The 26720-nt window shown below is 44.5% G+C and carries 15 protein-coding genes and 3 pseudogenes; 11 read left to right on the forward strand and 7 right to left on the reverse strand.

Going from position 1 to position 26720, the window contains the following annotated elements; genetic code table 11:
- Window positions 1–44: 44 nt before the first annotated feature.
- Window positions 45–413: pseudogene (locus RIE73_RS07950) on the reverse strand (Uma2 family endonuclease); the annotation flags it as partial.
- Window positions 414–633: 220 nt separating this feature from the next.
- Between RIE73_RS07950 and RIE73_RS07955 the strand changes: the two are divergent.
- The 3 genes from RIE73_RS07955 (at window position 634) to RIE73_RS07965 (ending at window position 3230) form a co-directional block, all read left to right on the forward strand.
- Window positions 634–2466, forward strand: coding sequence for an ABC transporter ATP-binding protein (locus tag RIE73_RS07955; RefSeq protein WP_446400682.1), 1833 nt, complete (start codon window positions 634–636; stop codon window positions 2464–2466).
- 157 nt (window positions 2467–2623) lie between these two features.
- Window positions 2624–2851 carry a hypothetical protein gene (locus RIE73_RS07960; RefSeq protein WP_446363972.1) on the forward strand — a complete coding sequence of 76 codons (228 nt, stop codon included), beginning with the start codon at window positions 2624–2626 and terminating at the stop codon, window positions 2849–2851.
- A complete protein-coding gene (locus RIE73_RS07965; protein ID WP_446400683.1) occupies window positions 2841–3230 on the forward strand; it encodes a PIN domain-containing protein in 390 nt (129 codons plus the stop codon). The genes RIE73_RS07960 and RIE73_RS07965 overlap by 11 nt, the downstream gene beginning before the upstream one ends.
- Before the next feature lie 40 nt (window positions 3231–3270).
- On the opposite strand, the pseudogene RIE73_RS07970 reads toward RIE73_RS07965, so the two are convergent.
- A pseudogene (locus RIE73_RS07970) lies at window positions 3271–6162 on the reverse strand (VIT domain-containing protein).
- 1289 nt (window positions 6163–7451) lie between these two features.
- Here RIE73_RS07970 and RIE73_RS07975 point away from each other — a divergent pair.
- From RIE73_RS07975 to RIE73_RS07985, 3 genes and pseudogenes are all read left to right on the forward strand, one after another.
- Window positions 7452–8045 (forward strand): annotated as a pseudogene (locus RIE73_RS07975) (Rpn family recombination-promoting nuclease/putative transposase); the annotation flags it as partial.
- Between the two features lie 6 nt (window positions 8046–8051).
- Window positions 8052–8312, forward strand: coding sequence for a DUF4351 domain-containing protein (locus RIE73_RS07980; RefSeq protein ID WP_446400695.1), 261 nt, complete (start codon window positions 8052–8054; stop codon window positions 8310–8312).
- 534 nt (window positions 8313–8846) lie between these two features.
- Window positions 8847–10184: a hypothetical protein gene (locus RIE73_RS07985; RefSeq protein WP_446400684.1), complete on the forward strand. Its 1338-nt coding sequence runs from the start codon at window positions 8847–8849 to the stop codon at window positions 10182–10184.
- 218 nt (window positions 10185–10402) lie between these two features.
- On the opposite strand, the gene RIE73_RS07990 is transcribed toward RIE73_RS07985, so the two are convergent.
- The 3 genes from RIE73_RS07990 to RIE73_RS08000 all read right to left on the reverse strand — a co-directional run bounded on the left by RIE73_RS07990 (window position 10403) and on the right by RIE73_RS08000 (window position 12981).
- Window positions 10403–10657: a helix-turn-helix transcriptional regulator gene (locus RIE73_RS07990; protein WP_446400685.1), complete on the reverse strand. Its 255-nt coding sequence runs from the start codon at window positions 10655–10657 to the stop codon at window positions 10403–10405.
- Between the two features lie 203 nt (window positions 10658–10860).
- The gene (locus RIE73_RS07995) at window positions 10861–11424 is read right to left on the reverse strand and encodes a Uma2 family endonuclease (RefSeq protein WP_446400686.1); all 564 of its coding nucleotides are present in this window, start codon (window positions 11422–11424) and stop codon (window positions 10861–10863) included.
- Window positions 11425–11760: 336 nt separating this feature from the next.
- Window positions 11761–12981, reverse strand: coding sequence for a peptidoglycan recognition protein family protein (locus RIE73_RS08000; protein ID WP_446400687.1), 1221 nt, complete (start codon window positions 12979–12981; stop codon window positions 11761–11763).
- A 157-nt stretch (window positions 12982–13138) separates the two neighbouring features.
- On the opposite strand from RIE73_RS08000, the gene RIE73_RS08005 reads away from it, so the two are divergent.
- Window positions 13139–13990, forward strand: coding sequence for an alpha/beta fold hydrolase (locus RIE73_RS08005; protein WP_446400688.1), 852 nt, complete (start codon window positions 13139–13141; stop codon window positions 13988–13990).
- Here the strand turns inward: RIE73_RS08005 and RIE73_RS08010 are convergent.
- Both RIE73_RS08010 and RIE73_RS08015 read right to left on the reverse strand, forming a co-directional pair.
- On the reverse strand, window positions 13987–15450 hold the full coding sequence (locus tag RIE73_RS08010; RefSeq protein WP_446400689.1) for a serine/threonine protein kinase: 1464 nt from the start codon (window positions 15448–15450) through the stop codon (window positions 13987–13989). The two genes, RIE73_RS08005 and RIE73_RS08010, sit on opposite strands and share 4 nt — an antisense overlap.
- Window positions 15451–15622: 172 nt before the next feature.
- Window positions 15623–17005 carry a serine/threonine protein kinase gene (locus RIE73_RS08015; RefSeq protein ID WP_446400690.1) on the reverse strand — a complete coding sequence of 461 codons (1383 nt, stop codon included), beginning with the start codon at window positions 17003–17005 and terminating at the stop codon, window positions 15623–15625.
- Window positions 17006–17221: 216 nt separating this feature from the next.
- Between RIE73_RS08015 and RIE73_RS08020 the strand changes: the two genes are divergently transcribed.
- From RIE73_RS08020 to RIE73_RS08035, 4 genes are all read left to right on the forward strand, one after another.
- Complete coding sequence (locus RIE73_RS08020) at window positions 17222–18397, forward strand: nuclear transport factor 2 family protein (protein WP_446400691.1); 1176 nt, start codon at window positions 17222–17224, stop codon at window positions 18395–18397.
- Window positions 18398–18502: 105 nt separating this feature from the next.
- On the forward strand, window positions 18503–18985 hold the full coding sequence (locus RIE73_RS08025) for a DUF4079 domain-containing protein (protein WP_446400692.1): 483 nt from the start codon (window positions 18503–18505) through the stop codon (window positions 18983–18985).
- A 120-nt stretch (window positions 18986–19105) separates the two neighbouring features.
- Window positions 19106–19240, forward strand: coding sequence for a hypothetical protein (locus RIE73_RS08030; protein ID WP_446400693.1), 135 nt, complete (start codon window positions 19106–19108; stop codon window positions 19238–19240).
- A gap of 297 nt (window positions 19241–19537) precedes the next feature.
- Window positions 19538–26479 (forward strand): CHAT domain-containing protein, encoded by a 6942-nt coding sequence (locus RIE73_RS08035; protein ID WP_446400694.1) that lies wholly within the window; start codon window positions 19538–19540, stop codon window positions 26477–26479.
- Window positions 26480–26720: the final 241 nt, after the last annotated feature.

Genomic DNA, 26720 nt, shown 5'->3' on the forward strand with positions numbered 1-26720 from the left:
CTGGGTCTTCTCCTAACTCCCGCAATCGTGCGGCTAAACGTTCATGTAGACGCCGACATCAGTTCAATAATTACATCCGGGTAACGCCCTTCTTCATCCCAGACTACCCAACCTTGGCGAGAACGGCTTCCATCCACATTCAACACCACAAAAAAATCAGGTCCTCGGAAATCCCGATTTCGTGCCTGGGTGCGACTATAATAAATGAACATATTGCCACCCACAAAATAATCCTCGCGCTGTGCCAAGGCTTGGTGGGTTAACTGAATCAACAGATTCATGGCAATGCGGTGACGGTTACTTTCCAAGGGTTCTCCATCATCAAAAATTAAATCAGTCGGTGGCATTTGGGGTTCCCAGTCCACCACGGGAGGTGTTGGGGAACTCTGCGCTTGAGTCGTCTCTGTTGACATAATCCAACTCCTCAATCTTTAATAGTCTGCCCTATTATTGTATAGCGTTTCTCATAAGAGTTATTTATGTGTGGGCGCAAGCCTTGCGCCCCTACATTTTGATTGATATACCGTACACACTTAAGGAGTAGAAACTTCCCCGGTTACCGGAAAGTCTTTGTAGAAATGATCAAAGCTGATAGCGTGAGACAGAGGAAAATTGCATTTGGGTGATTATACATTGAAAACCCGTTCTCATTACTGGCAACTGTTGCCTTATCTTCGCCCTCAAAGAGTTACCATTGGGCAAGCCTTAGCTTGTACTGTGGGATTTGTCGCTGTGTGGCCCCTCTTGGCTTGGCTAGCGGGGCGGATTGCGGCTTATGTGGGACAAGGAAATGTGGGCGCGATCGCACAAGTTGCTGGAATTGCTGCTTTAATTTTCTTGGGTCAGAAGCTGGCACAGTATGGGCAAGATACCCTAATGGCAAAAGCCGCCCTAGCGATTACGCTGGATTTGCGGAAAAATGTCTACGCCCACCTGCAAACCCTGAGTCTGGACTACTTTGAAACCACTAGAACCGGGGACTTATCCTATCGACTCACTGAGGATATTGACCGCATTGGCGAGGTGGTAAATAAGTTCTTTCACCAGTTTCTCCCCAGTGTATTACAGTTGATTGCGGTCTTCGCTTATGTGGTTTACCTCAACTGGCAACTTACCCTGGGTATTGTACTCATTGCCCCGTTGATGGGTCTATTAATTGGCTGGTTTGGCGAACGGATGCGCCAATTTTCCCGGCGGAGTCAAAATCGGGTGTCGGATTTATCGGCGTTGCTGATTGAAGTCTTTAGTGGGATTCGGTTAGTTCAAGCGTTTGCGGCTGAAGACTACACATTAGAGCGATTTAGTCAAGAGGCAGAACACAATCGAAACGCTAAGTATGCGGCGGAACGGTTAAAGGCGATTCAGTTTCCGGTGGTAGGGTTTCTGGAGGCGATGTGTCTGTTATTAGTCTTTTTGCTGGGGGGATGGCAAATTGCCCAAGGGAACTTAACCGGGAGTGAATTTGTCAGCTACGGGGCGGCGGTTGCCATGCTCATTGATCCGATCGCGATCGTTACCAGTAACTATAACGAATTTAAGCAGGGTGAGGCATCGGTTGATCGCATCTTTGAACTGTTTGCGATTGTGCCAACGGTGATTGAAAAAGAGGGGGCGATGACTCTACCCCCGGTTACGGGTAAAGTCGAATATCGCCAAATTAGTTTTGCCTACACTCAAGCCCAAGAGAACTTAGAAAGGGCGGGTTTTGAAGAAACGTTATCATCAATCGCCAAAGATCAAGATGCGCCATGGCAAGACGCGCCATGGCACGTCTCTACAGGTAAAACGCCTTGGGTGCTGAAAGACTTAAGTTTTCTTGTCCAGCCAGGAGATGCGATCGCGCTGGTTGGCGCATCGGGTGCGGGTAAAACCACATTAGTTAATTTACTCCCCCGTTTCTATGATCCGCAAGCCGGAGAAATTCTGATCGATGGGATCAATATCCGAGACGTTACCCTCAAAAGCCTACGGCGACAAATTGGCATTGTTCCCCAGGAAACGACTCTATTTTCGGGTACAATTGCTCAAAATATTGCCTTTGGTCAAAAAGACTTTGACTTAGACGCTGTTCAAGACGCCGCCAAAATCGCCAATGCCCACCAATTCATTATCCAATTCTCCCAAGGGTATCACACCTGGGTGGGAGAACGGGGAATCAACCTATCTGGAGGACAACGACAACGACTGGCGATCGCGCGGGCGGTTCTCCTGAATCCTAGTATTCTCATCTTAGATGAAGCCACCTCTGCCTTGGATTCAGAATCAGAAGCCTTAGTCCAAGAAGCCTTAGACCGGATTATGAAAGAGCGTACCGTATTTATTATTGCCCATCGCCTCACCACCGTGCGCCGCGCTGACCGAATTTTAGTCATGGAACAGGGACAGATTATCGAGTCAGGAACCCATGCAGAATTGTTAGAACGAGGGGGACGTTATGCGCGATTTTATGCTCAACAGTTTACCTAATATGGGCAGTTATGGAAGATGATTCACGGCTGAATCTGTACCTCCGGAAATCAGAGGTATCAATTCCGTTCAACTTCGTAATAAAGGCATACAACCAAAGCTCTAGAGTCCCCTAGCTAAACTAGAATAAGTTGAGAATTTTGGGCAGGAGAGCAAGATGGATACACCTATCCTGGATAAGCTAATTGAACAACTGAAAGTTATGCCTCAAGACTTGCAGTGGCGAGTGCTTGAATTTGCACGCGCTATTGCCGATTCACCCATTCAAGGCGTCCCCGGGCAACAATTACTACGTTTTGCAGGTTCAATCCCACCCGATGATGTTAAGTTGATGCGCCAAGCCATAGAACAAGACTGTGAACAGGTTGACCTTAATGAGTGGTAGATACTTATTAGACACTAACATCATCATTGCGCTCTTTGCGGATGAGGTAGCCGTGAAAAACAGCTTGATTCAAGCTGATGAAGTCTTTGTTCCCAGTATCGCGGTTGGCGAGTTATGTTATGGTGCGAAGAAATCAGAACGTTCAAAAGAGAATTTAGAACGGATTGAGGAATTAATCGCTAACAGTACTGTCCTTGGATGTGATACACAAACGGCTCGTCACTACGGGGACGTCAAAAATAAGTTACGTCTTAAAGGGCGTCCTTTGCCTGAAAACGATATTTGGATTGCTGCACTTGCTCTCCAATATAACTTGACATTAGTAACCCGGGATGGTCACTTTCAGGAAATTGAAAACCTACTAACTGTTGCTTGGTGAGTTGTGCGACGGTTTAATCCTTATCACTAGGCGAACTTGATCAACAACCGCTTGAGGGAGGTATCAAGTTAGAAGCGATCGCCGAGCCGAATCCGCCCCAGTACGCTAACTTGATCAACAACTGCTTGAGGGGGGCACCTAGTTTGAAGCGATCGCTGGGTTGAATCCGCACCAATAGGCGAACGTAATCGACATCCCAGTAAGGGGGACGCCAAGTTAGAAGCGATCGCCCAATCGCCTCGGTTACGTCTTGATCGTTTACAGATGAGGCTTCCTGGTCAAGAATTAGCTGTCGCACACGACCTTGGCTAATGTAGAACTCGAAGACGAGATTTTCCTTGACACCTGGAGATAACGGGATCGATTGTAGATGTTGAGTCAAACGCGCGATCGCATCTTTATTCAATCCTGTTGCGCTGATAATTTGTAGACGATTATCTTTTGACTCAGCTTTGGTGACATCAGGTTCAATGTCTGGAGTTTTCAATGGCGCTGGCGCTGACTCAGAGATCATAGTGTACTCAGCATTATCTAACCTCTGTTCATCCATATCCCACCTTTCCTCATCTTCCCCCATCATATTGGGACTGATCAGGGTGATATCAAACTCATCCAGCGGTCCTGAAGGAATATCCTCAAACTCATAGGTCGCTTCTACTTCTACATCACCAAAAATTCCCTGATAGCTGATCCCTTCCGGCATTTCCACGGGGACTTGTACGGAGACAGAACGATCCTTGGGATTGACGCGCACTTCATCGCTGACAGCAATAAAGGCGGTATAGTGGGACAAGAGTTGATAAGTTAAGGCAGTATCAGTGACAGTCTCTACGCCAACTTTTGTCTCTCCCTTCACCATTTGATTCATCAAGTCTTTAATCCGGTTACGACCCCACAGTTGGGCAATCGCAGGATTTCCCATCTCCTCAAAGTTAAGCTCAAAACTCTGCTGGTACTGCTGTCCTCCAGCAATCGTTCCTGTTACTTCTAGCCGTCCAGGTCGAGCGTCTTTTTTGCGTCCAAACAGAACTAACGGCTGTTCAGCAAACAAATCAGGTGGAGTCGCCGGATAAATAATCGGAGGTTCACCCTCGCCTTGCCAGTACAGTTGAATATTCGTCAGCACTGGATTATTAATTTGCCCAAAGAACTGTTCAGCGACTTCATCAGTCGGCTCATCGTAGCGGACAATCCGGGAAATTCCCCGTCCAATTTCAGCAATTCGATTCAACAGAAAACGATTAACTGAACTTCCGGCACCAAAACTGTGTAGGCGATTCCCTAATTTTAAATGGCGTTGGACTTCTGCCAGAATTTTGTTTTCGTTGCCAATATAACCGTCGGTTAACAGTACAATACTCCGCAATCGTCCTGGATCAACCTCTGGGAAGTTTAGCACCGCCTGAATTCCCCGCATCAGTTGAGTTCCGCCACTGGCGTTTAACTGATTAATATAGTTCATGGCGCTGTTGCGATTTGACACCGTATTTGCCAAAGGAACGGGTGAAAGTTGGCGAGTAGTATCTGAGAAATCGATAATTGTGAACGTATCGTGGGGATTAAGTCCCTGAATAAAGCGGCGCATTAATTCTTGACATTTGGTTAAAGGTTCACCCCTTTGAGAACCTGATGTGTCAATCAAAAACACCACGTCTTTGGGGACGAATTGATCAGGATGATATTCAATCGCTGGAATCAAATAAACCGCAAAATGTCCGCCGCGATTGTCGGTTTGAGATAATACTGTGGTTTGCGTGCGATCGCCTGCGACTTGATAGCGTAAAATTAGGTCTTTATTGGGAATCGTGTCTCGTTGAGATAGCGTGACTCGCATCCGCTGGTCTTGGCGTTCAATTTGAATCTGATGGGAGGGAGAATGCACCTCTTTAATCTCAACCCCCGCCTCAATATCTACAGTCACATTAATATCATGTCCAGAACGGGTTCCGGGAGGTATAATTGGCGCATTTAAGCGAGACGCATCTGGCACTAAATCGGTGTCTTTATTCAGTGTCATTGGTGCAGGTGCTGAACCCCCACCTGTGGTATTCTCATCAATCGTGGTTCCAGGTATATAACGAGGTCCTACCACCATGGGAAAGACAAACTCGTAATTTCCCCCAGTAAATTTTAGGCTATCGGTGTAGCGAATCATCACATCAATTTGCTCACCGGGTTGGATGTTAGCCAGGGATTAAGTAAAAATGTTAGCCCGTTCCTGTTCTAGCAATCCGGCGGTGCGTCCTTGTTTCTTGGCTTGTTCGTAAATGGCTACCGCTTCTTGGCGTTTTTTAATGTTACCTTTAATTATGCGATCGCCGATACGAATCTCCATATCATCAACAGCGGCTTCATCCGGTAAGGGGAAGATATAGGTGGCTTCTAGGGGAGTGGAAAAAGGATTCTCAAAGGTTTGTGTTACCTCTACCCGCGAGATATTTCCCGTCACCTTGGCTTGTACGTCGGTATGCTTCAGGGGAAAGACTAACGGGTTTCCTTTTTCCGATTGAACGTATAAACCACCTAATTTTGGTGATGGGGATGGAACGGTCGATTTAGCCTTTTTGGTCTTATATTTCATTTTCCATTGACCTGATTTCTTAAGCAGGTAGTATCTCACAGTCACATTGGGACCAAAAACAATCTCATCTTCATCTTCAAGATCATGGACTTGACATTTTTTGCCATTAACTAATAGTCCATTCGCACTTTGCTTCCCTTGGACATTACCATCAACAAGTTTGTAAATATAACTACCATCGTCTCTAATTTGTCGAATTAATGTGGCATGATGGCGAGATATAAACATTGAGTGGATGCGGATATCGCATTGTGGATCTCTACCTAGGGAATAGACCGATTCTTCCAAGGTATATTCTCGGCGTCCCTTGTCGTCTTCAATAATCAACAAATGGGTGGATGGATTTAGCATGATGGTTCTCCTTTTTTCGGTAAGCCCCGACACCCGCCAAGAACTCAAGTTCTTGGCTAAAAGCTTAAGTCCATTAAATTCTTATCTAGTAAACTCGATTCTGAGTTGAGCTTGGGTGTCTTGGGTTTCAATTCAAGGTGGTTTAACACTTTTGTCTGTCTATTCTCAGCGTAAGGGCGGTTTTGATAGGAAAGTGTTCAGTCTTTGACTCACCCTTTGACTCAGTAATTGACTCAGTAGAGGTTGTGGTATCGTATCTCTACCCGATGGATCTGATACCAAATCCGGGTTAGCCACCCCCTTTATAATCTAGTCCGCGCAGGCGGACTTTGTTTGTGTAGCAGCGATTTCAATCGCCTCCTCTTGCTGGAGTTTAGACCCAATCCGAAACTACATATAGGGGGTGAGCAACGCTTACCTTCCCCGTTTAATTTTGATTATTATTCTCATACACGGACGACCAGGAATCCAAATACATGCCTTAGTTTTCAGGGTATGTGGCGCAACAAAGGGAGGTAAGTTTTGAGTGAGAGATTGGGAGATTTGTAGATTGTGTAGGGGCGGGTTTCACTACTATCTTTTCGGTTTTACCAGGATGTGACTAAACCCGCCCAGACGCGCCATGGCGCGTCTCTACAATAGTTTGTAGACTTCCCGTGAAAAGTTAGAAATAGATGGAGGCGTTAATTCTCTATGCAAAGGATGAAAAGATGATTTGATTCTTGGGGAAATTATTGAGTTCTCTGTGTCAATCTGTGTCCCCCACTATTCAGGCTTCTGTCGGCGTCATCCCTTCTGTGTCCTGGCGTGTTTTTGTCAATACTTAGTCATGATTTTTATTGTAAGTTTAACAAAGTACATGCGTCCAAGGGTACATTGGACGTGAGACAAGACTCCTGAATTATACAAAGTTTTTACGAAGATTCAAGGAGTTTAGCTGGGTCTGAATTAGTTTTGCCCACAAAAAACCCACCATAGAGAGTATACCTGAAAAGCGCACACTCTTCTCACAATCGCCGTAACCCCTGAAAAATCGTAGCTTTTTTCCAAAAAGAGGTACAAAACGAGCAATTATGACGTTTTGTTGAGATGAGACTCTGATTGGAAAATTTAAACCGTTCTGGGGGAAAGAATCGTTTAAATTATCAGGACTTGACAAATTGAGCCGAAATGACATCGAGTCAAGGGAAGCATAACAGTAGCGAAGTTTGCATACGGCGATTTGCCGTATAGAATTGAAATTAAACGCCCAGTTAGCATCTTGGTTCTGTTGATATGTGCCTGTAGCAGTGAAAACTGATTCCCTATTCTATCGACTGTTTCAAAGTGCGCCGACTATCTTTTTTGAGCTGATTGGACAGTCTCCAGCTCAAGCCCAAGGTTATGTCTTTCGCTCAGTAGAACTTAAGCAAACTGCCTTCCGCATTGATGGCGTTTTCTTACCCCCTCAGGATGTTCCCAATCCCATTGCTTACTTTGTCGAAGTTCAATTTCAAAAAGACGAGCAACTCTACCGACGCTTATTTGCAGAAGTATTTCTGTTTTTGAACCAAAATCCTCAGATTGTCGATTGGCGAGCCGTTGCCCTTTATCCAACGCGACGTCAAGAGCCGACTGACACCCAACCTTATCGCGTTCTACTCAATAGCCCTTAGGTACAACGCATCTATCTTGATGAATTGGGGGACATACAGGAGTTATCGGTAGAGGTTGGATTGGTGCGGCTCATTGTTGAACCTGAAGAACAGGCAGTGGCACAAGTGAAGCAGTTGCTCGCACGGGTACAGCAAACAGAGCCAGTGAGCTTGTCACAAGAAGCGATAATAGAGTTAATTGAAACGATCGTGGTTTATAAATTTCCGCAATTGAGTCGGCAGGAGATTGCAGCAATGTTTGGATTGAGTGAATTGAGGCAGACGCGAGTCTATCAGGAAGCGTTGGAGGAAGGAAGGCAACGAGAGGGAGTCGCGCTGGTTCTCCGTTTGCTCAATCGTCGAGTTGGAGTAATGAGTCGAGAACTCCAAGCAAAGGTTGAAGCGCTATCGCTAGAGCAAGTTGAAGCATTGGCAGAGGCGTTGTTGGATTTTTCTGGAGTGGAGGAGTTGGTGAGTTGGTTGGATAGGCAGGGTGAGCATCCTCCAATGGCTTGATAAAATTCTGCCCGGAGTTTAAACTCCGGGCTAATAGCTTAAGTCCACTGAAGTGGACTGGAAATTTTACCGAGTTCTATGCAAGAGGACTTTTGCTACTTGCAGTGGGAGTTAATTCCCCAGCTAATGAGAATGCGACGCCCCTTCACCCGCATTTTATTTCGAGTGAATTAATCCGCATTAGCAACTTTTTGAAGAGGTAAGGTGGGCATTGCCTATGCGCTTTTGTCTGTCTATTCTCAGCTTAAGAGGGGTTTTGGGGGGAAAGTGTTCAATCTTTGACTCACCCTCTGACTCAGTAGAGGTTTTCGTATTTTACCCTTACCCGATGTGTCACAAGGCTGATTTGCTAGAATATAGCTTCTTGGCTCTCATACTCTAGAAACCCACATATTTGAACGAGTGATTAGCGAATCTCAAGCAGAATATTTACTGTCTCAGTGTGAGACGTGGCTCGGCGCAAAATTACATAAACTTCGATGGCGTCTTAGAAGTGAACATGAACAGACGAAATCTCACTTATGGGAACTCATCGTGCTACATGCAACAGCTTCTGCGGTTATTTCAAGGCATCGTAGTCGAGGTGAAGCAAACTCAGAAGTTTCATCTCTAATTCAGCCTGAGGGAGAGAAAACATCAGTCCCTGATATTTTCTTGCAGCCTGATGACTGCGAGCCTTTTTGGGTAGAAGTTACATATATTACCCCTCATAACCCGCAACAAGAAACTGATATAATATGTTTTCCTTCTTGGATGAGAGACGAATTATCCAAAGGAAGGGTGGCTGATTCACAACACCTAAGAATCGGACTTAAGCCAGCCGATACCAGTAAAGATGTACAAGTACCGCCAAATAATTCCTGGAGACAGTTACTTAAGACAGATAAATGGAAATTGAATGCCATAGGAAATGCAACTTTGCCTGGGACAAAAGCACCTAGACAAAGAGTTAAAAGTTCCAGGTTAATTTCGGCTGTGGTAATCGTCACGATTAAAAATGAATATTCTGGCTTCTATGGATTGAGAAAACGAGCCAGTAGACCTATCGTTATCAAGAACCCTCATCCTGATGTAGAGTTAACGGCACAGCAGGAACAACTTCTTCATCAAATAAATCTTAATCAAGTTGAATATGGCTCTGGTTGTGAAAGCTGGGAGACACAAAAACAACAGAAAAATTCTGTAGCATTACAAAGATACAAGGAACGGGAAGGTCGTTTTGTTTTTAGCCCTGGAGCAAATTTGTCTTTTGACGTAGAGATTCCATGCAATCTCGTAGCTCTGTTCCTAGCCGAAGATATTACGGCTTCTGAGGTTTGGGATGATCAAAAATCAGGCAGTGATGATTATCCAACTCTCAAAAAGCAAATCGGTGATTCTCTGAGGTTTGCCACAGAACTGAACCAACAAATAATTAATGTTAAGTTTGTTAAGGTAGAAGCTAAATTGAGAGAGCAATCGCGCATCAGGTTAGAGTTTGGTGCATTCACTGCTCCTACAGAGTCTATTATTGATTATCCTAAAGCCTACATAGAAACTGATACTAGCGGTGCTTTTACACTCAAGCTTCCCCAAAACCTGATAACACGCCTGTTAGCCCGAAAAATTACTGATGATAAAGTGTGGAATATTGATAACAATAAACAAGTCGGTGATTTATTAAAAAATGCAGTGAGCAGAGGTCAAGAAATTATAGATGCCAAGTTTCTTCAGGCAAATTATGGATCTGAAAGGAAACCCTCACTCAGTTTAAAGTTCAGTCCTCCTACTGACATAACAATACGTGAGGACAAAAAAATAATTCGTGAAGAAAAAAAGCGGAGAAAGGCGAAGAAAAAATCAAATCTTAGAAAACTAGACAATAAAGAATAGATAGATTAAACAGAAGTATAACGAACAATTAAAACAGATAAAACCATCTCAATCGACTGAATGAATCAAAAATTTGAATCCCTGGGAGTTTAATTATCGGATTAAATCTATGTTAAAATGTCACTTTAAAAGGACGTTCAATACGGTTTCCAAGTTCAGCTCAGGTAAGTCCCGCAGCTTCTCTGAATAGTCTTAATTGAGATTTCCCTTCGTTTGAATCAGTCATCATCCCCAGATTGCGATCGCATCGGGCCAAATTCATCCGGCAAATCCTCAATTGAGATCCCTAGCTCTCTACATAACGCTTTCACTTGTGGAATGGTTGGTCTAGGCGTTGCCTCACCAGTTTCCCAACGCACGTATGTCCGCAGAGGAATACTACACCGTCTCGACAGTTCCTCTTGCGTCAAATTTAGCTTTTCTCTCAGTGTCTTTAACGGTGACTCACCTTCTGATGGCTGTTTTTTGGTCATGGGGTTGTTTACTGCCACGTCAACATGACACCTTGACAAGAGTCACTTGAACATGACACGATGACATATTAGGAACGATGACAACGGTCAAGCAACTGAAAAGCTGCTTTACAGCTCGTCAGAAAACAATCCAGAGACACCCCAATGACTACTTTTTTTCACCGCCTCTAACCCGCCCAGAAATTACACCGCTTCCTAACCTATTACTCCAGTAGCCAATCGAACAACTCTGCCAGAGTCAGAGTAAAATCTTTAGCAAATTCTGGAACGGGTAAACGTGCTTCTGGTTGATCAAAAACATCCGTTGGTCGATCTGAACGATAAACAAACACTGACTGTTCCTCTGGATCAATAAGCCATCCCATCTTGCTATCGTACTTCAAACAGTGCAGAATAGTCTTAGTAACTTTTGTTTGGCTTTGGTCAGGGGAAAGAATTTCAATCGTCCAATCCGGCGCGATCGCAAAAATATTCGCTACCTTACCATTCTCCTGTCGGGGAATCCTATCCCAAGTAAATATAGCAATATCAGGCACAAGTGAACGTCCGCCAAATGTACACCGAAGTTCAGAAAACGCCCGGGCAATTCGCTTTGATCTGAGGGCGGCGTTAATGGCGGGGACTAACTCAGTTTGAATGGCGCTGTGTTCTCCTTGAGGCATCGGCTTTTGGATAATTTGCCTGTTGATATACTCGCTCGCTGGTTCGGTTTCTGGCTGTTTGAGAAACTCTTCTAATGTCATAATTTTAGTCGGTGTTTGTACCATTAAGTTACCTTTACAGACTGCTAGTGTATCAAGTCCATAACGATTAAGGGCGGGTTTTGTTGAACAGTTATCGGCGGAGTAAGCACATTTTAGTCCCTAAACCCGCCCCGACAATTGATAAACGTGCCAGGATACTAGCCCACTACTAGCTGCTATTACTGCATCGACGCTCTAGAATCCCCTAGCTAAACTAGAATAAGTTGAGTATCCTGACCGATCATGCTACTATGTCTAACTCGATCTCCGCATCCACAGAGGGATTAACCATTGTAGACCGAGCCAGGAAACGTTATGGCTGGACGAAAACTAGCACCGCCTGTTGGTGGGAAGATGCACTTAAGCTAAATTCAAAACGGGCCACGTCACCGCCCCCACAATCCCATCCGCTGTCATCCCTTTTGAGCGCTGAAACGCAATAACAGCCGCTTTTGTCTTGGGACCATAGATTCCATCAGCAGGACCGGGATCAAAGCCTTCTTGCTGCAAAATCTCTTGGACTTGCTTCACTTGGGGACTCACAGAACCTTCCTGGAGTGGTAAAAACGGTTCTAACGGTTGATTGCGCCATTTTTGGGAAAACTCTACCAATGTCGCCTCAGACAGTTGTGCTTGTAACCATTGAATGGCTTGGGTTTGATGGGGGAGTTCCCGGTAATATTTATAGGTATCGAGGAGTTGAACTTGGGTGAAAGGAGTTTGTGAACCCAACGGTGTACTTCCCCCCGGTGTTGTATCCGGCGCCGTCGGAGTCCCCGTGTCGGTGGGAGGTGGCTGTGTCGGTTGAGACACCCGTTCTAACACCTTCCACGTATTCGGTCCAACTAAACCATCAGGTTCTAACCCATAAAACTTTTGGAACAAAACCACCGCATCTTCAGTACCCGCGCCAAAAATACCATCAATTGGACCCGGATTAAACCCTTGAGCGCTGAGAATTTGTTGGAGTTCTTTCACTCGTAGTCCGGTGTCTCCTTCCCGCAAAACTTCGATGAAAGATGATCCTAATCGCTGACGGACTTCCTGGCGTAAGCGCGGTAATTGACTATATAACCAATCTCCCGGACATTGAGTCGGAGAAAAGTCGCGATGTCCAAGAATATTATCTGGGCTAATCTTAGTGGTTGAGCAAATCGAGGCGCATAATTCAACCAAACTCTCCCACTGTTTGGCATTCATTTGATAGGTGATAAACGTCCCTTCATTTTCAATCCCTGGCGACTGATTCCCTTTATTACTCCCCGCATGGGATGAACGCACACTGCGTCCTTGTTTAGCCGCATTCAGACTTCCATGTCTGCCTTCTAGCAAATATCCGCCCGTCGTGTTCAAAAAATTGTGACCCGAATCAATCCAGCCAAAGCCATCTATATGGGCAGTTTGAATGCTGCGGGCGAAGGTTTTAGCTCCCGTTAATGTCCCTCTGGAGACATCATTGGGGGGATTAGGAGTCGCTGTATGATGAATGATAATATATTGCGGTCTCGTTTGCCCGGGCCACTGTTTTGGGGGTCTAGCGCCCCATTCGTTGGTTGAAATAACACTCGCTGTAAATGCCATATCGATTGTCTCCCTCCGTTCAATCTAAATCAGCCGCCAGCTTACTCAAAGCAATAGGATTTGTTCTGCATTCTACCTAATCCCTGCTCAGTAGAATGCGTTATCTTTTGTTGATATTTGCTATTCTACAGTCGGGTTTACTACCACCAAACGCAAAATGACATCAGCACGGCACACTGTATCCTTACCCGAAATCCAACTGTCTTATCTGGAGTGGAATCAAGGTTCAGAACCCCTGTTACTGCTCCATGGTTTAGCGGATCACGCTTTAGTGTGGTCAAGTTTAGCCGAGTATCTGGCTGAGAGCTATCATATCATCGCTCCCGATATGCGAGGTCATGGGGAGAGTAGCAAGCCTGACGATGATTATACCTTTGCCAGTGCGATCGCGGACTTGGAAGCCCTGATGAATCACTTGGGATGGTCATCAGCTCATATTATCGGACATTCCTGGACGGGTAAATTAGCCCCGATTTGGGCAAAACAGCATCCCGAACGGTTCCGCAGCATGATTTTGGTTGATCCAATTTTTATCTGGAAAATGCCGAGTCTGCTTAAGGTTACATTCCCTTTGTTATACCGGGTTTTACCCTTTCTCAAAGGGATGGGTCCGTTTGAGAGTTATGAAGACGCTGAACAGAAAGTGCGCCAGTTAAGTCAATATCAAGATTGGACGCCATTACAGCAGCAAGTTTTTCAAGCCAGTATCGAGCAGAAACCTGATGGTTCTTGGGGGAGTAAGTTTACCGTGGCTGCCCGTGATGGTACGTTTAAGGATGTGATGCTCGTCGCCGGATTAACGGTTCCGATTCATATCCCCACCTTGTTTGTGCAACCGGAAAAAGGGGTGAACCGCCAAGAGTGGCAACTGAAACCCTATAAAACCTACTTAAAAAATTTACAAGTTTGTCAGGTTCCTGGGAATCATTGGCCCTTTTTAGTTGCGCCAGAGGAGTTTAACCGAACGGTGGAGGCGTTTTTAGCACAACATCAAGAAGCGACTGCTTAACTAGAATCAGCTTCCAATAAGCTAATTGGTAGTTCTAACCAGTTGCTAAGTTCATAAGCTAACCAGTCCAACTCGGATTCCGATAGCCAACCCTTGCCACCAATCACAAATTGTTTAGTTCCTGCCCAAATATTAATTTGCGGTTCAACTTTCACTGTTTTACCTTTTGAAGTTGTATAATAAGACGTTTGAGTCCGTTCTAATTTAAGAATTTGATGTCGTGGTGCAGGGCGAGGACGCTGGTAGTTTAAGCCAAAAAGCTGATAATTTAAGACGATTTGCGTCTGATCGATCTGGAGATAAATATTTCCAAAAAGAGTAAATAAAATGTTTCGGATCATATTAATACCAAATCCTAAATGGAATGAACAAAATATTGCAATCAACCACCCCCCTGAACTCCAAGTTCGTATAGCAGCGGAATAAGGAAAGATGAGGAATATATTCCAGAGAATTGCTATACCAATAGGTAAATCTGAACTGAAACCTTTAGGTGGAATAAAAATCTGTAGAGAATCATTGGTTTTCGTCAACCCAACTCTAGAACCGACTGGTTTCTTGGTAACTAAGAAATTGGTCAATAAACCGGGTTTCTTTGGGTAAAATGCTGATAGTTCGTTGTTATCCTCATAAGTAACTCGGTTTCTGGGAATACTTAATCGATACTCTAGCACTTGCAAAGCCTGACTAGCTGATGCCAATCGCCGTTCCAGACTTGGCTGTGTCATCCATTGTAACCAATCAATGAAACTGGGTGATAAACTGACAGAATCCTCAAAGCAAATTCGTAAATCTTTTTGCGGCAAATCAGCCGGATGCTGTCCTGATGCTAAATAAATTAATGTGGCGCCTAAACTATACAAATCAGAAGCAGCAACAGCTCGTCCCCCGAACTGTTCAGGTGGCATATAGCCATAAGTACCAACGACGGTTATCGTCCCTTGTTCCACGGCAGCAGCTTGCACAGCACCAAAGTCTACTAAGTACACTTGACCGACATGAGCGCCAGAACGATTAGTGAGCAAAATATTGCCCGGTTTAATGTCACGGTGAATAATGGCAGGATGACAATTGTGCAGATAAATAAGAATTTCTAAAACGGCTTTGGCAATTTGTTTGAGATCAATTTCACTAAATGTTCGTCCCGCTTTGAGATGCTTTTCTAATGAAGGAGCGTTAATATAACTTTGTACTAGGGCAAAGCCTTTGCCATGGGTGGTTTGAATATCAAAATAGTCAAGATAGTCAGGAATAGCTGGGTGGGAAAGGTGCTGTAAGGTTTTGGCTTCGCGCTCAAAGAGCCTAAATGTTTCCCAGGTTAAATCACTGCTAAAGGTGAGTAGTTTCACAACCACAAACTTTTGGCTTTGCTGATCCCAGGCGAGTAGAGTGCGTTGACCGGCTCGTTTTCCGAGTTGGCGTTTGATTTGATAACGCCCTTTTAAGATTTTGATGGTCATAAAGGCTACCTCATGCTAGATAGACTGCATAGATTTACTGGAATTCATTGACTCTTTTATGTGCCGCCAGAGGAATTTAATGGAACGGGGGACATTTTGGTCAGAGTCAAGCCAAACTACCGTTTAATCACAATGATGTGTGTTTTTAATTAGCCAATAATACTCCTCTTGGCTAATCGGTATTTCTAGCGGTTAATTTATTTTGACTAATTGGTAATTTTAGCCAGTTGCTAAGTTCATAAGCTAACCAGTCAAGCTCTGTTTTGGATAGTGGACAATTATCACCGATTGTAAATTTTTTTGCTCCCGCCAAAATCACTATTGAGCTAGCACTTGAATCTGTGCTAGTTTTGTGATTTAACTTAAATATTTTATTCCGTGGAGCAGGACGAGGGCGCTGGTATTCACAACCTAAAAGCTTATATTTTAACCGAATTTTATGCTGGTCTATTTTTAATTCAATTCGTCCAAACAGAGTAAATAAAATCATTAAAATAATCCAAATGCCACAGCCTAAATGCCCTAAGCAGAACAATGCTTCAAACCATCCGCCTGAACTCCAATTGCGTATTGCCCTGGAATAGGTCAAGAAGAGAAGTCCATTCCAAAAAATGGCAAAGCCAACTAGAGGGAGCAAATCAAGACTGAAACCTTGAGATGGAATAACAACCTGTAGAAAATCATTGTTTTTCGTCAACACAACTTTAGAACCGGCGGGTTTCTTGCTAATTAGAGATTGATGGTGCTGCGGTTGTGGATTCTCTAGCACCTGCAAAGCCTGACTAGCTGATGCCAATCGCCGCTCCAGACTTGGCTGTGTCATCCACTGTAACCAGTTGATAAAACTGGGTGATAAACTGACAGAATCCTCAAAGCAAATCCGTAAATCTTTTTGGGGGAAATCAGCCGGATGTTGTCCTGATGCTAAATAAATTAGAGTGGCGCCTAAACTATACAAATCAGAAGCAGCAACTGCTCGCCCTCCGAACTGTTCAGGTGGCATATAGCCATAGGTGCCAACGACAGTTATCGTCCCTTGTTCCACGGCGGCGGCTTGTACAGAACCAAAGTCTACTAAGTACACTTGCTCGACATGAGCGCCGGAACGATTGGTGAGCAAAATATTGCCCGGTTTAATGTCGCGGTGAATAATGGCAGGATGACAATTGTGCAGATAAATGAGAATTTCTAAGACGGCTTTGGCAATTTGTTTGAGGTCGGTTTCACTGAATTTTTGTCCCGCTTTGAGATGCTTTTCTAAGGAGGGAGCGTTAATATAACTTTGTACTAGAGCAAAGCCTTTGCCATGGGTGGTTTGAATATCAAAATAGTCAAGATAGCCAGGAATGGCTGGGTGGGAAAGGTGCTGTAAGGTTTTGGCTTCGCGCTCAAACAGTCTAAATGTTTCCCAGGTTAAATCACTGCTAAAGGTGAGTAGTTTCACAACTACAAACTTTTGGCTTTGCTGATCCCAGGCGAGTAGAGTGCGTTGACCGGCTCGTTTTCCGAGGTGGCGTTTGATTTGATAACGCCCTTTTAAAATTTTACTGGTCATAGAGGCTACCTCATTCTAGAAGGAATACTCTTATGTTCTATTTTACTCGAATTATACCTCTCCAATTCATTGGATAGCGCAGAAATTATCAACAACCTCTATTTGTATGTATCAAAAATAACTTTTCAAACCGGAAAAACGGCGAAAATACCGATGGTGACGAGTTGTCGGTGCGGTATGTCAGATATAGTTTGATTAGAGTCACGAACTGCCAACATGACAAAACCTGCTCATTTGATGATTAAATCCCTGTATCAGGCAATCAACCGCAGGGATATTTCCGCCGCTATAGACTGCATCGATGATGAGTGCGTCTATGAGGATCTTAACTTTCCCCAACCCTTTCGCGGGAAAGCCGCCGTTCAGCAGCTTTTTGAAGAATCCTTTCGAGGTGTACCCGATGACTTACTCTTTGTTATTGATGATATTACGACAGGAGATTCATCGTCCACGGGTGTCCTTTGGCATGTTGAACTCGATGATATTCCCTTTCCCAATGGACGAGGCGTCAGCTTTTATCGCCTGTCTGAAACTACAGGTAAGTTAATTTTCGCCCGTGATGTGGTGGAACCGCCCATTAAACCCGGTAAAGTTGCATTCTGGATTATCCGATTGGTTACTCCTTTGGTACGACGACTGCTTAAACGCCAGCCAGAAACCAGTGCTACGGCTAAATCAGAACAACCTCAGCCTGGAGTTGCGATCGCGTTGGCACTGGTGGCTATACTCTATACTTATGTCCTCTTACTCTCTCCACCCAATCAACTGCTTCCTGGAGAGCCAATTTGGGCAATTCAACCCGAAACCCTACAGGAAATTCTGGATGAGTCGCTCAATTTCTTCTTAATCTTACCGATTCTCAATGGGGTGGGTATTCATGTCATGGAGTCGCCGACGGTTCACCCTACCCTAGAAGCATTGTTCAACTTTGCCGAAGCCTGGATATTTATGTTTCTCCCCTTACTGTTACTTGATAAAAGGGGACGCCATTTACCTAAGGTTTTGATGTGGAGTGTGGCAATGTTCCTGACGAATGTGATGCTTACGCCTTATATGGCGCTGCGTTATACTGTTCCCTGTTCTCAAGACAAGGATGAACCTAAAAAAGGCTGGTTAGCTCGTCTTTTCGGATGGATAGGGCTGATTGTGGGTACTCTAGCTATTGTATGGGGTTTTGTGGGAAGACCAGAGTTTGGAGATTTAGCACAAAGGACGCAGTATTTTAGAGAACTGCTGATGAATAACCGCGTAACTATCGCATTTTGTGTAGATTTGGTGCTGTTTTCCATTTTCCAAGGTGTACTGTTAACCGCCGTCATTCCCTCTGATAAAAGGGGGCGCTGGCTGCGATATGTTCCCTTCTGGGGATTGGCGGTTTGGCTGATTATCTGATGAGTGATTTGTCCTTTGTCCCAGGTTTTGTGCCAATCATTGAAGTGGCTGGGAGTGCAAAACGTGTCAAAATAGATAGATGTAAAGAAAGATGAATTTAAACCGATGGGAGAACAACTGAGTCAAGTCCTAGAACCGATCGCGGCGTGGTTTCGCAGGTTAGGCGTTCCTGAACCGATTGTTCACTGGGGACATCCTGTCATGATGGGAATCGTGATATTTGTTCTCGGTAGTTTTGTTGCTTATATGGGATGGCGTAGTCGCCTGACAAAAGATGGGGAAGTGGCGGCGAAAAGTCGTGCATCTCACCGTCAGCTTGCACCGTTAATGTACTTGTTTATTGCGCTGGGGTATACTGGAGGAGTTCTTTCCCTGGTGATGCAGCATAAACCTATTTTTGAAAGTCCGCATTTTTGGACAGGTTCTTCAGCCGTAATTTTGTTAGGAATTAACGCGCTGATGACGTTTGGTTTTGGGGGTGACAAGAAGCAAGTGTTTCGTACTGCTCATGCTTATTTGGGGAGTACAATTATGATTCTACTGGTTGTTCACGTTGTTCTTGGTTTAAAACTGGGTCTTTCCATTTAAGCCGAACAAGAATGTAGGGGCGGGTTTTACTCATAACGTTTTGGACACAACCGATACGTTGACTAAACCCGCCCTTCTAATCAGTTTGTTTTATCTCCAGAATCAACAATTTATCAATCTGTGGAGAGAAGTCCGACGTTTCCATGGCTACCGTTAGCAGCAATTCCTCAGTTTATTCTGCAAAGCTTATCGGATGGAGAAACCGCGACATTACGGGCGTTTCGGAGTTGGCTGAGAGAACAGCAACCCGATTAGAGATAAAAGGCGATTGCGAATACTTAATAGGTTTAAATGCCGTTTTGTCATATTGTTATATTGTTGTCTTGTAGGGTGGGTTAGGCGGCATTAAATTAACTCAACAAACCATTTAACTGGATATCCGCCGTAACCCACCAATCTATCCGGCTGATCGTTTCTGGGCGCAAGACGAGGCGCCTCTACGATTGATGTAATCACAATAGAATAAATCTTGTATCGTTTTATTAAATTATCAACACAAAAAAAATACAATAAGCGAAACTATCTAACATAGCACGAAAAGGATTGTCAATCATGAAATCGTCTCGGTTGGGTTTCCGCTGCTTGTTTACGCTTCTATCCATAAGCCAAGCGATTCTCTGTGGCGTGGCTGCACTGATCGGGAATTCCGCAGCCATGGCGCAATCCATCACCCCAGCCGTAGACGGTACGGGTACAATCGTCACAGAAAATGGGACCCAATATGATATTGACGGTGGCAGTGTTTCGGCAGATGGGAGTAATTTATTCCATAGTTTTGAGCAGTTTGGTTTAGATGCGAACCAAATCGCCAATTTTCTCGCTAATCCCAACCTGGAAAATATTCTCAGTCGCGTCACGGGGGGAAATGCGTCGGTAATTAACGGTTTGATTCAGATAACTGGGGGGACTCCCAACTTATATTTAATGAATCCAGCGGGAATTATTTTGGGGGCAGATGCTAGTTTAAACGTTCCCGCTGATTTTACCGCCACAACTGCCACAGGAATTGGATTTGAGAATAACAGTTGGTTTAATGCCAGTGGTACGAATAACTATCAAACCTTAATTGGCACACCCAATCAGTTTGCCTTTAACGTATCCCAACCTGGAAGTCTTATTAATGCTGGTGACTTATCCGTATCACCAGGGCAAACAGTCACCTTACTCGGTGGTACTGTAATCAATACGGGAACAATCACCGCAGCCGGAGGAACCGTTACCGTCGCAGCGGTTCCGGGTTCCAATTTAGTCAAGATATCTCAGCCAGGAAAATTACTATCCCTAGAAATTGAACAACCCACGAATGGAATGGGAGAACCCTTACCCGTTACCCCTCTAGATTTACCTGAGTTGTTAACGGGTAACGAGGAAACTGTTGAGACTGGGCTTGATGTAACGCCATCGGGAGAGGTAGAATTAGCTGATACTGGGGTCATTTTACCGCAGGAGACAGGGGTGGCGATCGCTTCTGGCACTATTGATGTGTCTAACAGCGGCAATGTAGGGGCTGTAGGGGAACCCAGCTTTGCGCCCTCATCAGCAACGGGAGGTGAGGTTAATGTTATTGGCAATAAAGTGGGTTTAATTTCTGCCAATATAGACGCTTCTGGAGTTAATGGTGGGGGTACTGTCCGCATTGGTGGCGGGTATCAAGGGAAAGATTCTGTGCCAAATGCTTCTCGCACGTTTGTAAGTAGTGACTCAGTGATTCATGCTGATGCTTTAACAGAAGGTGATGGGGGTGAAGTTATTGTTTGGGCAGATGATACTACCGGATTCTATGGAAACATTAGCGCTAGTGGTGGTAATAATACTGGAGATGGTGGATTTGTTGAAGTTTCAGGGAAGCAAAACCTGCTATTTGATGGTTTGGTTGATGTTAGTACCAATTTTGGTGATTGGGGAACTTTGCTACTAGATCCGACAAATATTACTATTTCCAATACCGCGAGTACAGGTGGTGTAAATGGAGAATTACCGGATATTTTTCAAGATCAATTTGATAGTGTAAATATTAATATTAATGCTGGCGATATTGAATCTCAAGTCGGTAATGTTGTTCTCCAAGCAACTAATAATATTACGATTATCAATGGTCTATCGCTAACTTTTGATCCAGGTGAATCAATTACTTTGACAGCGGATGCAGATGGTAATGGTGTTGGTGATTTTTCGATGGATCAGACTCAATCAATCACAGCACCAGGAAGAGACATTACTATTTCGGGTGAAACGATTACAGCAGGAACAATTATAACGAATGCATTCGATGGGGGAGCAATTAATCTAACGGCTAACGATGACATTAATGTGAGAAGGCTTGACAGTGGTACTAATGACGCTGGTACTGGTGGTGCGGTAACTGTTACCAGTGTGAATGGAGCAATTAATGTTATTGGTGCAGCTAATAGTGCTGTAGAATCAGGTTCTGCAGGTGCAGGACTTGGAAACGGTGGGAATATTTTTTTAAGGGCTAGAGATGATATTACTACGTCAGATGTGACGGCTCGCTCAAATGCCGATGGCACGGCTGGCAATATTACGATTATTAGTGAGCAGGGAAGTATTGATACAACGGCGGCTACATTTGGTGTGCATGCTTTTGGGTCAATGGGAGGCACAATTGAGTTGGAAGCCTTCAATGATATTAATGTTGGCAGTGTTCGCAGTGATGCTTTCGATAATGATGCTGGTAATATAACGTTGACCAGTACGATAGGTGGCATTACTACAGCTCGGCTCAATGCTGCTTCTGGCTCAACAGCGAAGGGTGGTGATATTACTCTTGAAGCCGCCAGGAATATTCTAGTAACAAATGATATTAATACCGATGGTGGCTTTAGTGATGGAGGAGCTGTTAATATCACCAGCAACAATGGTACAATTACCGTTCAAGGTGAAATAAGCACCTTTGGTTTTGATAGCAACGGTGGTGACGTTATCCTTGATGCCGAAGGTGATATTGAGATAACTCAAATCACGGCAAGTAGTCCTACTGGTGGTGGAAATATTAATATCAGGAGCAATAGCGGTGGTATCCAAACCGATGATCTCCTATCAACGGCTAATTCTGATCTAGGTTTTACAGGTTCTGGCGGCGATATTACCCTAGAAGCAACAGAGGAGATTAACACAGGTCAAATTGACTCAACAGCTTTATCGGGTGGTGCAATCTCCATAAGTACGAATGGTGATATTAATACAGGTCAAATAGACTCTATTGGTGAAAGTCCATCTAACATGGGTGATACAGCAGGTGGAACTATTGAACTTACTAGCAACAATGGCGCGATTACTGTGCAAGGAAGTTTAAACGCTTCTGCGAGTACCGATGAAGGAACAGCTAATGCTGGTGATATTATCGTTACATCCGGTAGTAGCATTACGGTAGATGGTGATGGTGTATTCGCTTCAACGAACAACGGCAACGGAGGCAATATCTCTTTCGAGGCAGGGGGGAATATTTTTACAGATGATATTCACTCAGTTGGTAATTTGAGTAGTGGGACTATCAATCTTAGTAGTGGCGGTACAATAGACACCAGTACGATTGACGGAACTGCTGGTGCAATACTCTCTTGTTCTGGTGTAGGAAATCAGTGTTCTGGTGGCAATAATAGAGGTGGTAATGTCACTCTTGAAGCGGCGACGAGTATTATTACCAATATCAATGCAACGGGTTCTTTAGGTGACGGCAATATTATTGTCACCAGTGATGAAATTGACATTGGTGCAAGTAGTAATGACGGAACTATTCGGCTTGAGCCTTTTACACCTGATCAAGATATTGTTATTGGTGGAGATAACAATGATACATTGGCATTAGATCTGACAGAAACAGAACTGAATCGACTAGGGGATGACTTTAGCTCTATTACTATCGGTGGTGGTTCTGGCGATAACACCTTTATTTTCAACAGGAATGGAAGTTTCTTTAACCTAAATATTGACGGTGACGGTGGAAACAATACTCTGATTGGTAATACAATTAACCGTTGGAATATCACGGGAGATAATGCTGGTGATGCTACATTCATTGATCTCGATGCAATAAGTGGTAGAATCTCTTCATTTAGGAATATTCAAAATCTAATTGGCAGTAATGGAGATGATACATTTCGATTCACGAACAACGCGACTATCAGGGGTACAATTGATGGGAGTGAGGGTACAGATACCCTGGACTACTCCAGTAATCCAAATCCCGTTACCGTTAATCTAGCCGCTATTGGCGGTGAAAATATCGAAGCGGTTATTGGCAATACAGGTAGCACGTTAATTGGCACAAATACAGCGACGACGTGGAATATTACAGCCAATGATGCGGGAACTGTTAATGGAACCTTGAGTTTCTCAGATTTTCCGAACCTGAGTGGTGGTAATGCTAATGATATCTTCCAATTAAACAATGGTGTTACATTTACAGGAACCATTGACGGGGGTGGAGGGAACAATACAATAATTGCGAGTAACACCCCGAACACCTGGAATTTAACCAACTCGAATGCTGGCACTATTAATGGCAGTACCTTTACCGCTATTAACAACCTGACAGGAGGAAGTAATAGCGATACATTTAGTTTCAATGATGGCGTAACCTTTACCGGAACAGTTGATGGCGGTGCAGGTACAGATACCCTAGATTATTCAGCCTATACCAGTCCCTTAACTGTAAACTTAGCAGTATTAGGGGGAACCAATATTGAACAAGTCCAAGGAACCCCAAATGCAACCAGTACCCTAATTGCCAATAACACCGCCAACACTTGGACGATTACCGGAAGCAATAGCGGTACAATTAACGGACTTACCTTTAGTGACTTTTCTAACTTGACAGGTGGAAACTCAGATGATACCTTCCAATTCAATAATCCCGCGACTATCAGCAGCAATATTAATGGAGGTGCAGGAAATCTTACCCTAATCGGCGATGAACTTAATTTTACAGGTACTATCTCTGGAACCGGAACATTAACCCTACAACCATTAACCTCAAGCCAAGGGATTCAACTCGGAGGTGCGGATAGTGGTAGCAATAGTATTTTAGATTTGACCCCATCAGAACTGAATTCCCTACAAAATACATTTACCTCAATCACGATTGGTGGGACAACTAGCAGTGGCGCAATTACCCTAGCCGATGATATTACATTCCAAACCCCTGTCACATTACAAGCACCTGTGGGTTCGGGTTCCATCAATACCACCGCCGGAACCATCACTGGAGAGGAGAATGCGACGATTACCTTGTTGGCGAATCAGGATATTATTACCAGTGACATGATCAATCGCGATCGCGCCCTTACCATCACCAGTACCAATGGTGCGATTAGTACAGGCAATCTTACCACAGGTGCGCTGACGCTGACAACCAATGGCGGTGATATTTCGGTTAATAGTTCTAATCCTACCGTCTTGTCCGGTTCAGGCGTTATTCAAACCCGTGGCGGAACCATTACCCTCAACACAACTGATTTGGAAGGGGGTGGGGTTACCTTAAATACCAGTAACCCCACGGGAGAGGGGGGAGATATCTATCTTAACGCAAAATCTGGCAGAGTGGCGATCGCAGATTTGAATAGTTCTGGATTGACGGGTGGCGATATTGTCGTTCAAGCTGAATTAGAAATAACCACAGGTGCAATTAATACCAGTGGGAGTTCCGGTGATGGGGGTCATGTTACCCTTGACCCTATCGGCGATATTCAGGTGGGTTCGATTAATGCTCAAGGTGGTGATAATGGTACAGGGGGTGAAGTCGATATCACCGCAGGCAAATACTTCCGCGCCACAGACACCTTTACCGACCAAAATGGGATAGACGCCAGTATCTCCACGGCTGGTGGTAACGGTGGGGGAGATATTACCATTCGCCATGGGGGTGACGCACTCACACCGTTTAAAGTCGGAGATGCAGAAATTAATGGTACAGCTGGCGTTCTCACCAGTGGAGACATTAGTATTATCCCGCCGCGTTCCTTTCCCCTGACTCACCGAGAAGGAAATATTGCGATTATTCGCGGTGACATTCCTACCAGTACCGTCGATGATCCACCGATAAATCCGGTTGATATTACTCAACCGACTGAGGTTAATGAATCTACCGAGGAAGATAGCACCCCAGACGAGGGGAGTCAAGTTGCTGTCTCATCCACAACCAACACAACCACCCCAACGGCTGACGCTGAACTGACTCAACAAGAAGGTAATGTCACGAATGCCTATGAAAGTTACCTAGGAATTCGTAATACCCAAACGGCTACCCCTGAACAAGTGCAAACAACGTTGAGTCAAATCGAACAACAAACAGGCATAAAACCTGCCCTAATTTACGCCTTCTTTAAACCCCAAACTCCCATTCCCGAAAAACCCAATCCTAAAGATACAACCGAAATTCTCTGGCAATTTAACCCGTCCAATCCTCAGCGTCAACAACTGTCCAGTAACCCCAATCCTCAACCCACTGACCAACTGGAACTCGTCCTAGTTACCGCCTCTGGAGATGTAATTCACCGTCCCGTTCCCGGTGCAACCCGAGACAAAGTGATGCAACAAGTACAACAATTACGTCGCGCTGTCACCGATGTTCGCATTCCCCGCCCCTATAAACCCTCTGCAAAACAACTTTATGATTGGTTAGTGTCCCCGATTGCCGAAGAGTTACAAGCCCAACAGATTAATAATCTCAGCTTTGTTATGGATAGTGGCTTACGTTCCCTCCCCATTGCTACACTCTATGACGGAAATCAATTTATTATCGAGAACTATAGTGTCGGGTTGATGCCCAGTTTTAGCCTCACGGATACAGGTTATGTGGATATCCGAAATGCTGATATCTTAGCCATGGGCGCGTCTCAATTTGAGGAACAAGACCCTTTACCTGCTGTCCCCAAAGAGTTATCAATTATTACTAATCAGTTGTGGTTGGGTACATCTTTTCTGAATCAAACTTTTACCTTAGACAATCTTAAACAAGCCCGTGCTGACCAACCCTTTGGTATCTTGCATTTAGCCACTCATGGGGAGTTTAAACCGGGTAAAGCCAGTAATTCCTATATTCAGTTTTGGAATACCCGATTAACGCTAGACAAATTACAGGAGTTACAGTTAGATAATCCCCAAGTCGAACTGATGGTGTTAAGTGCCTGTCGTTCAGCGTTAGGGGATGAACAAGCAGAATTAGGATTTACCGGATTAGCGGTGCAAGCTGGGGTGAAATCGGCATTAGGTAGTCTCTGGTATGTGAGTGATACCGGGACATTAGGACTCATGACCACGTTTTATCAACAGTTAAAACAAGCGCCGATTAAAGCGGAAGCCTTGCGACAAGCACAACTGGCAATGATGCGGGGAGAGGTGGAATTAGATGGGGATGAATTAGTCACGCCAGCCGCGAGAGTAGACTTACCAGAGGAACTACGGAACCAAGGTGGAATTAATTTAACTCATCCGTATTATTGGAGTTCATTTACCCTGGTGGGTAATCCTTGGTAGTTAATGAAAAATACAAATTCGTAGGGTGGGTTAGGCGGGATTGAATTAACAAAACTAATCCTTATAATTCGATATCCGCCGTAACCCACCAAATCTGTGAAAAATGGTGCGTTACGCCTTCGCTAACGTACTGGACTGACACAGCTAAAATTGTGCAATAGATTTTACGGTTAGAATGGGCGCACGCCGTGCGCCCCTACAATTCTAATTCACCATTTTAGGTGGGTCAGCCCACTACTGG

This window comes from Coleofasciculus sp. C1-SOL-03, from assembly GCF_040220555.1.
GTDB lineage: Bacteria > Cyanobacteriota > Cyanobacteriia > Cyanobacteriales > Coleofasciculaceae > Coleofasciculus.

Bases quoted from the DNA above. Each gene is read 5' to 3' on its own strand.
- RIE73_RS08000 (WP_446400687.1), bottom strand. From the start codon at position 12,981: ATGGCATTTACAGCGAGTGTTATTTCAACCAACGAATGGGGCGCTAGA.
- RIE73_RS07965 (WP_446400683.1), top strand. From the start codon at position 2,841: ATGAGTGGTAGATACTTATTAGACACTAACATCATCATTGCGCTCTTT.
- RIE73_RS07960 (WP_446363972.1), top strand. From the start codon at position 2,624: ATGGATACACCTATCCTGGATAAGCTAATTGAACAACTGAAAGTTATG.
- RIE73_RS07995 (WP_446400686.1), bottom strand. From the start codon at position 11,424: ATGGTACAAACACCGACTAAAATTATGACATTAGAAGAGTTTCTCAAA.
- RIE73_RS08005 (WP_446400688.1), top strand. From the start codon at position 13,139: ATGACATCAGCACGGCACACTGTATCCTTACCCGAAATCCAACTGTCT.
- RIE73_RS07990 (WP_446400685.1), bottom strand. From the start codon at position 10,657: ATGACCAAAAAACAGCCATCAGAAGGTGAGTCACCGTTAAAGACACTG.
- RIE73_RS08010 (WP_446400689.1), bottom strand. From the start codon at position 15,450: ATGACCATCAAAATCTTAAAAGGGCGTTATCAAATCAAACGCCAACTC.
- RIE73_RS08020 (WP_446400691.1), top strand. From the start codon at position 17,222: ATGACAAAACCTGCTCATTTGATGATTAAATCCCTGTATCAGGCAATC.
- RIE73_RS07980 (WP_446400695.1), top strand. From the start codon at position 8,052: ATGTTTGGATTGAGTGAATTGAGGCAGACGCGAGTCTATCAGGAAGCG.
- RIE73_RS08035 (WP_446400694.1), top strand. From the start codon at position 19,538: ATGAAATCGTCTCGGTTGGGTTTCCGCTGCTTGTTTACGCTTCTATCC.
- RIE73_RS08025 (WP_446400692.1), top strand. From the start codon at position 18,503: ATGGGAGAACAACTGAGTCAAGTCCTAGAACCGATCGCGGCGTGGTTT.
- RIE73_RS08015 (WP_446400690.1), bottom strand. From the start codon at position 17,005: ATGACCAGTAAAATTTTAAAAGGGCGTTATCAAATCAAACGCCACCTC.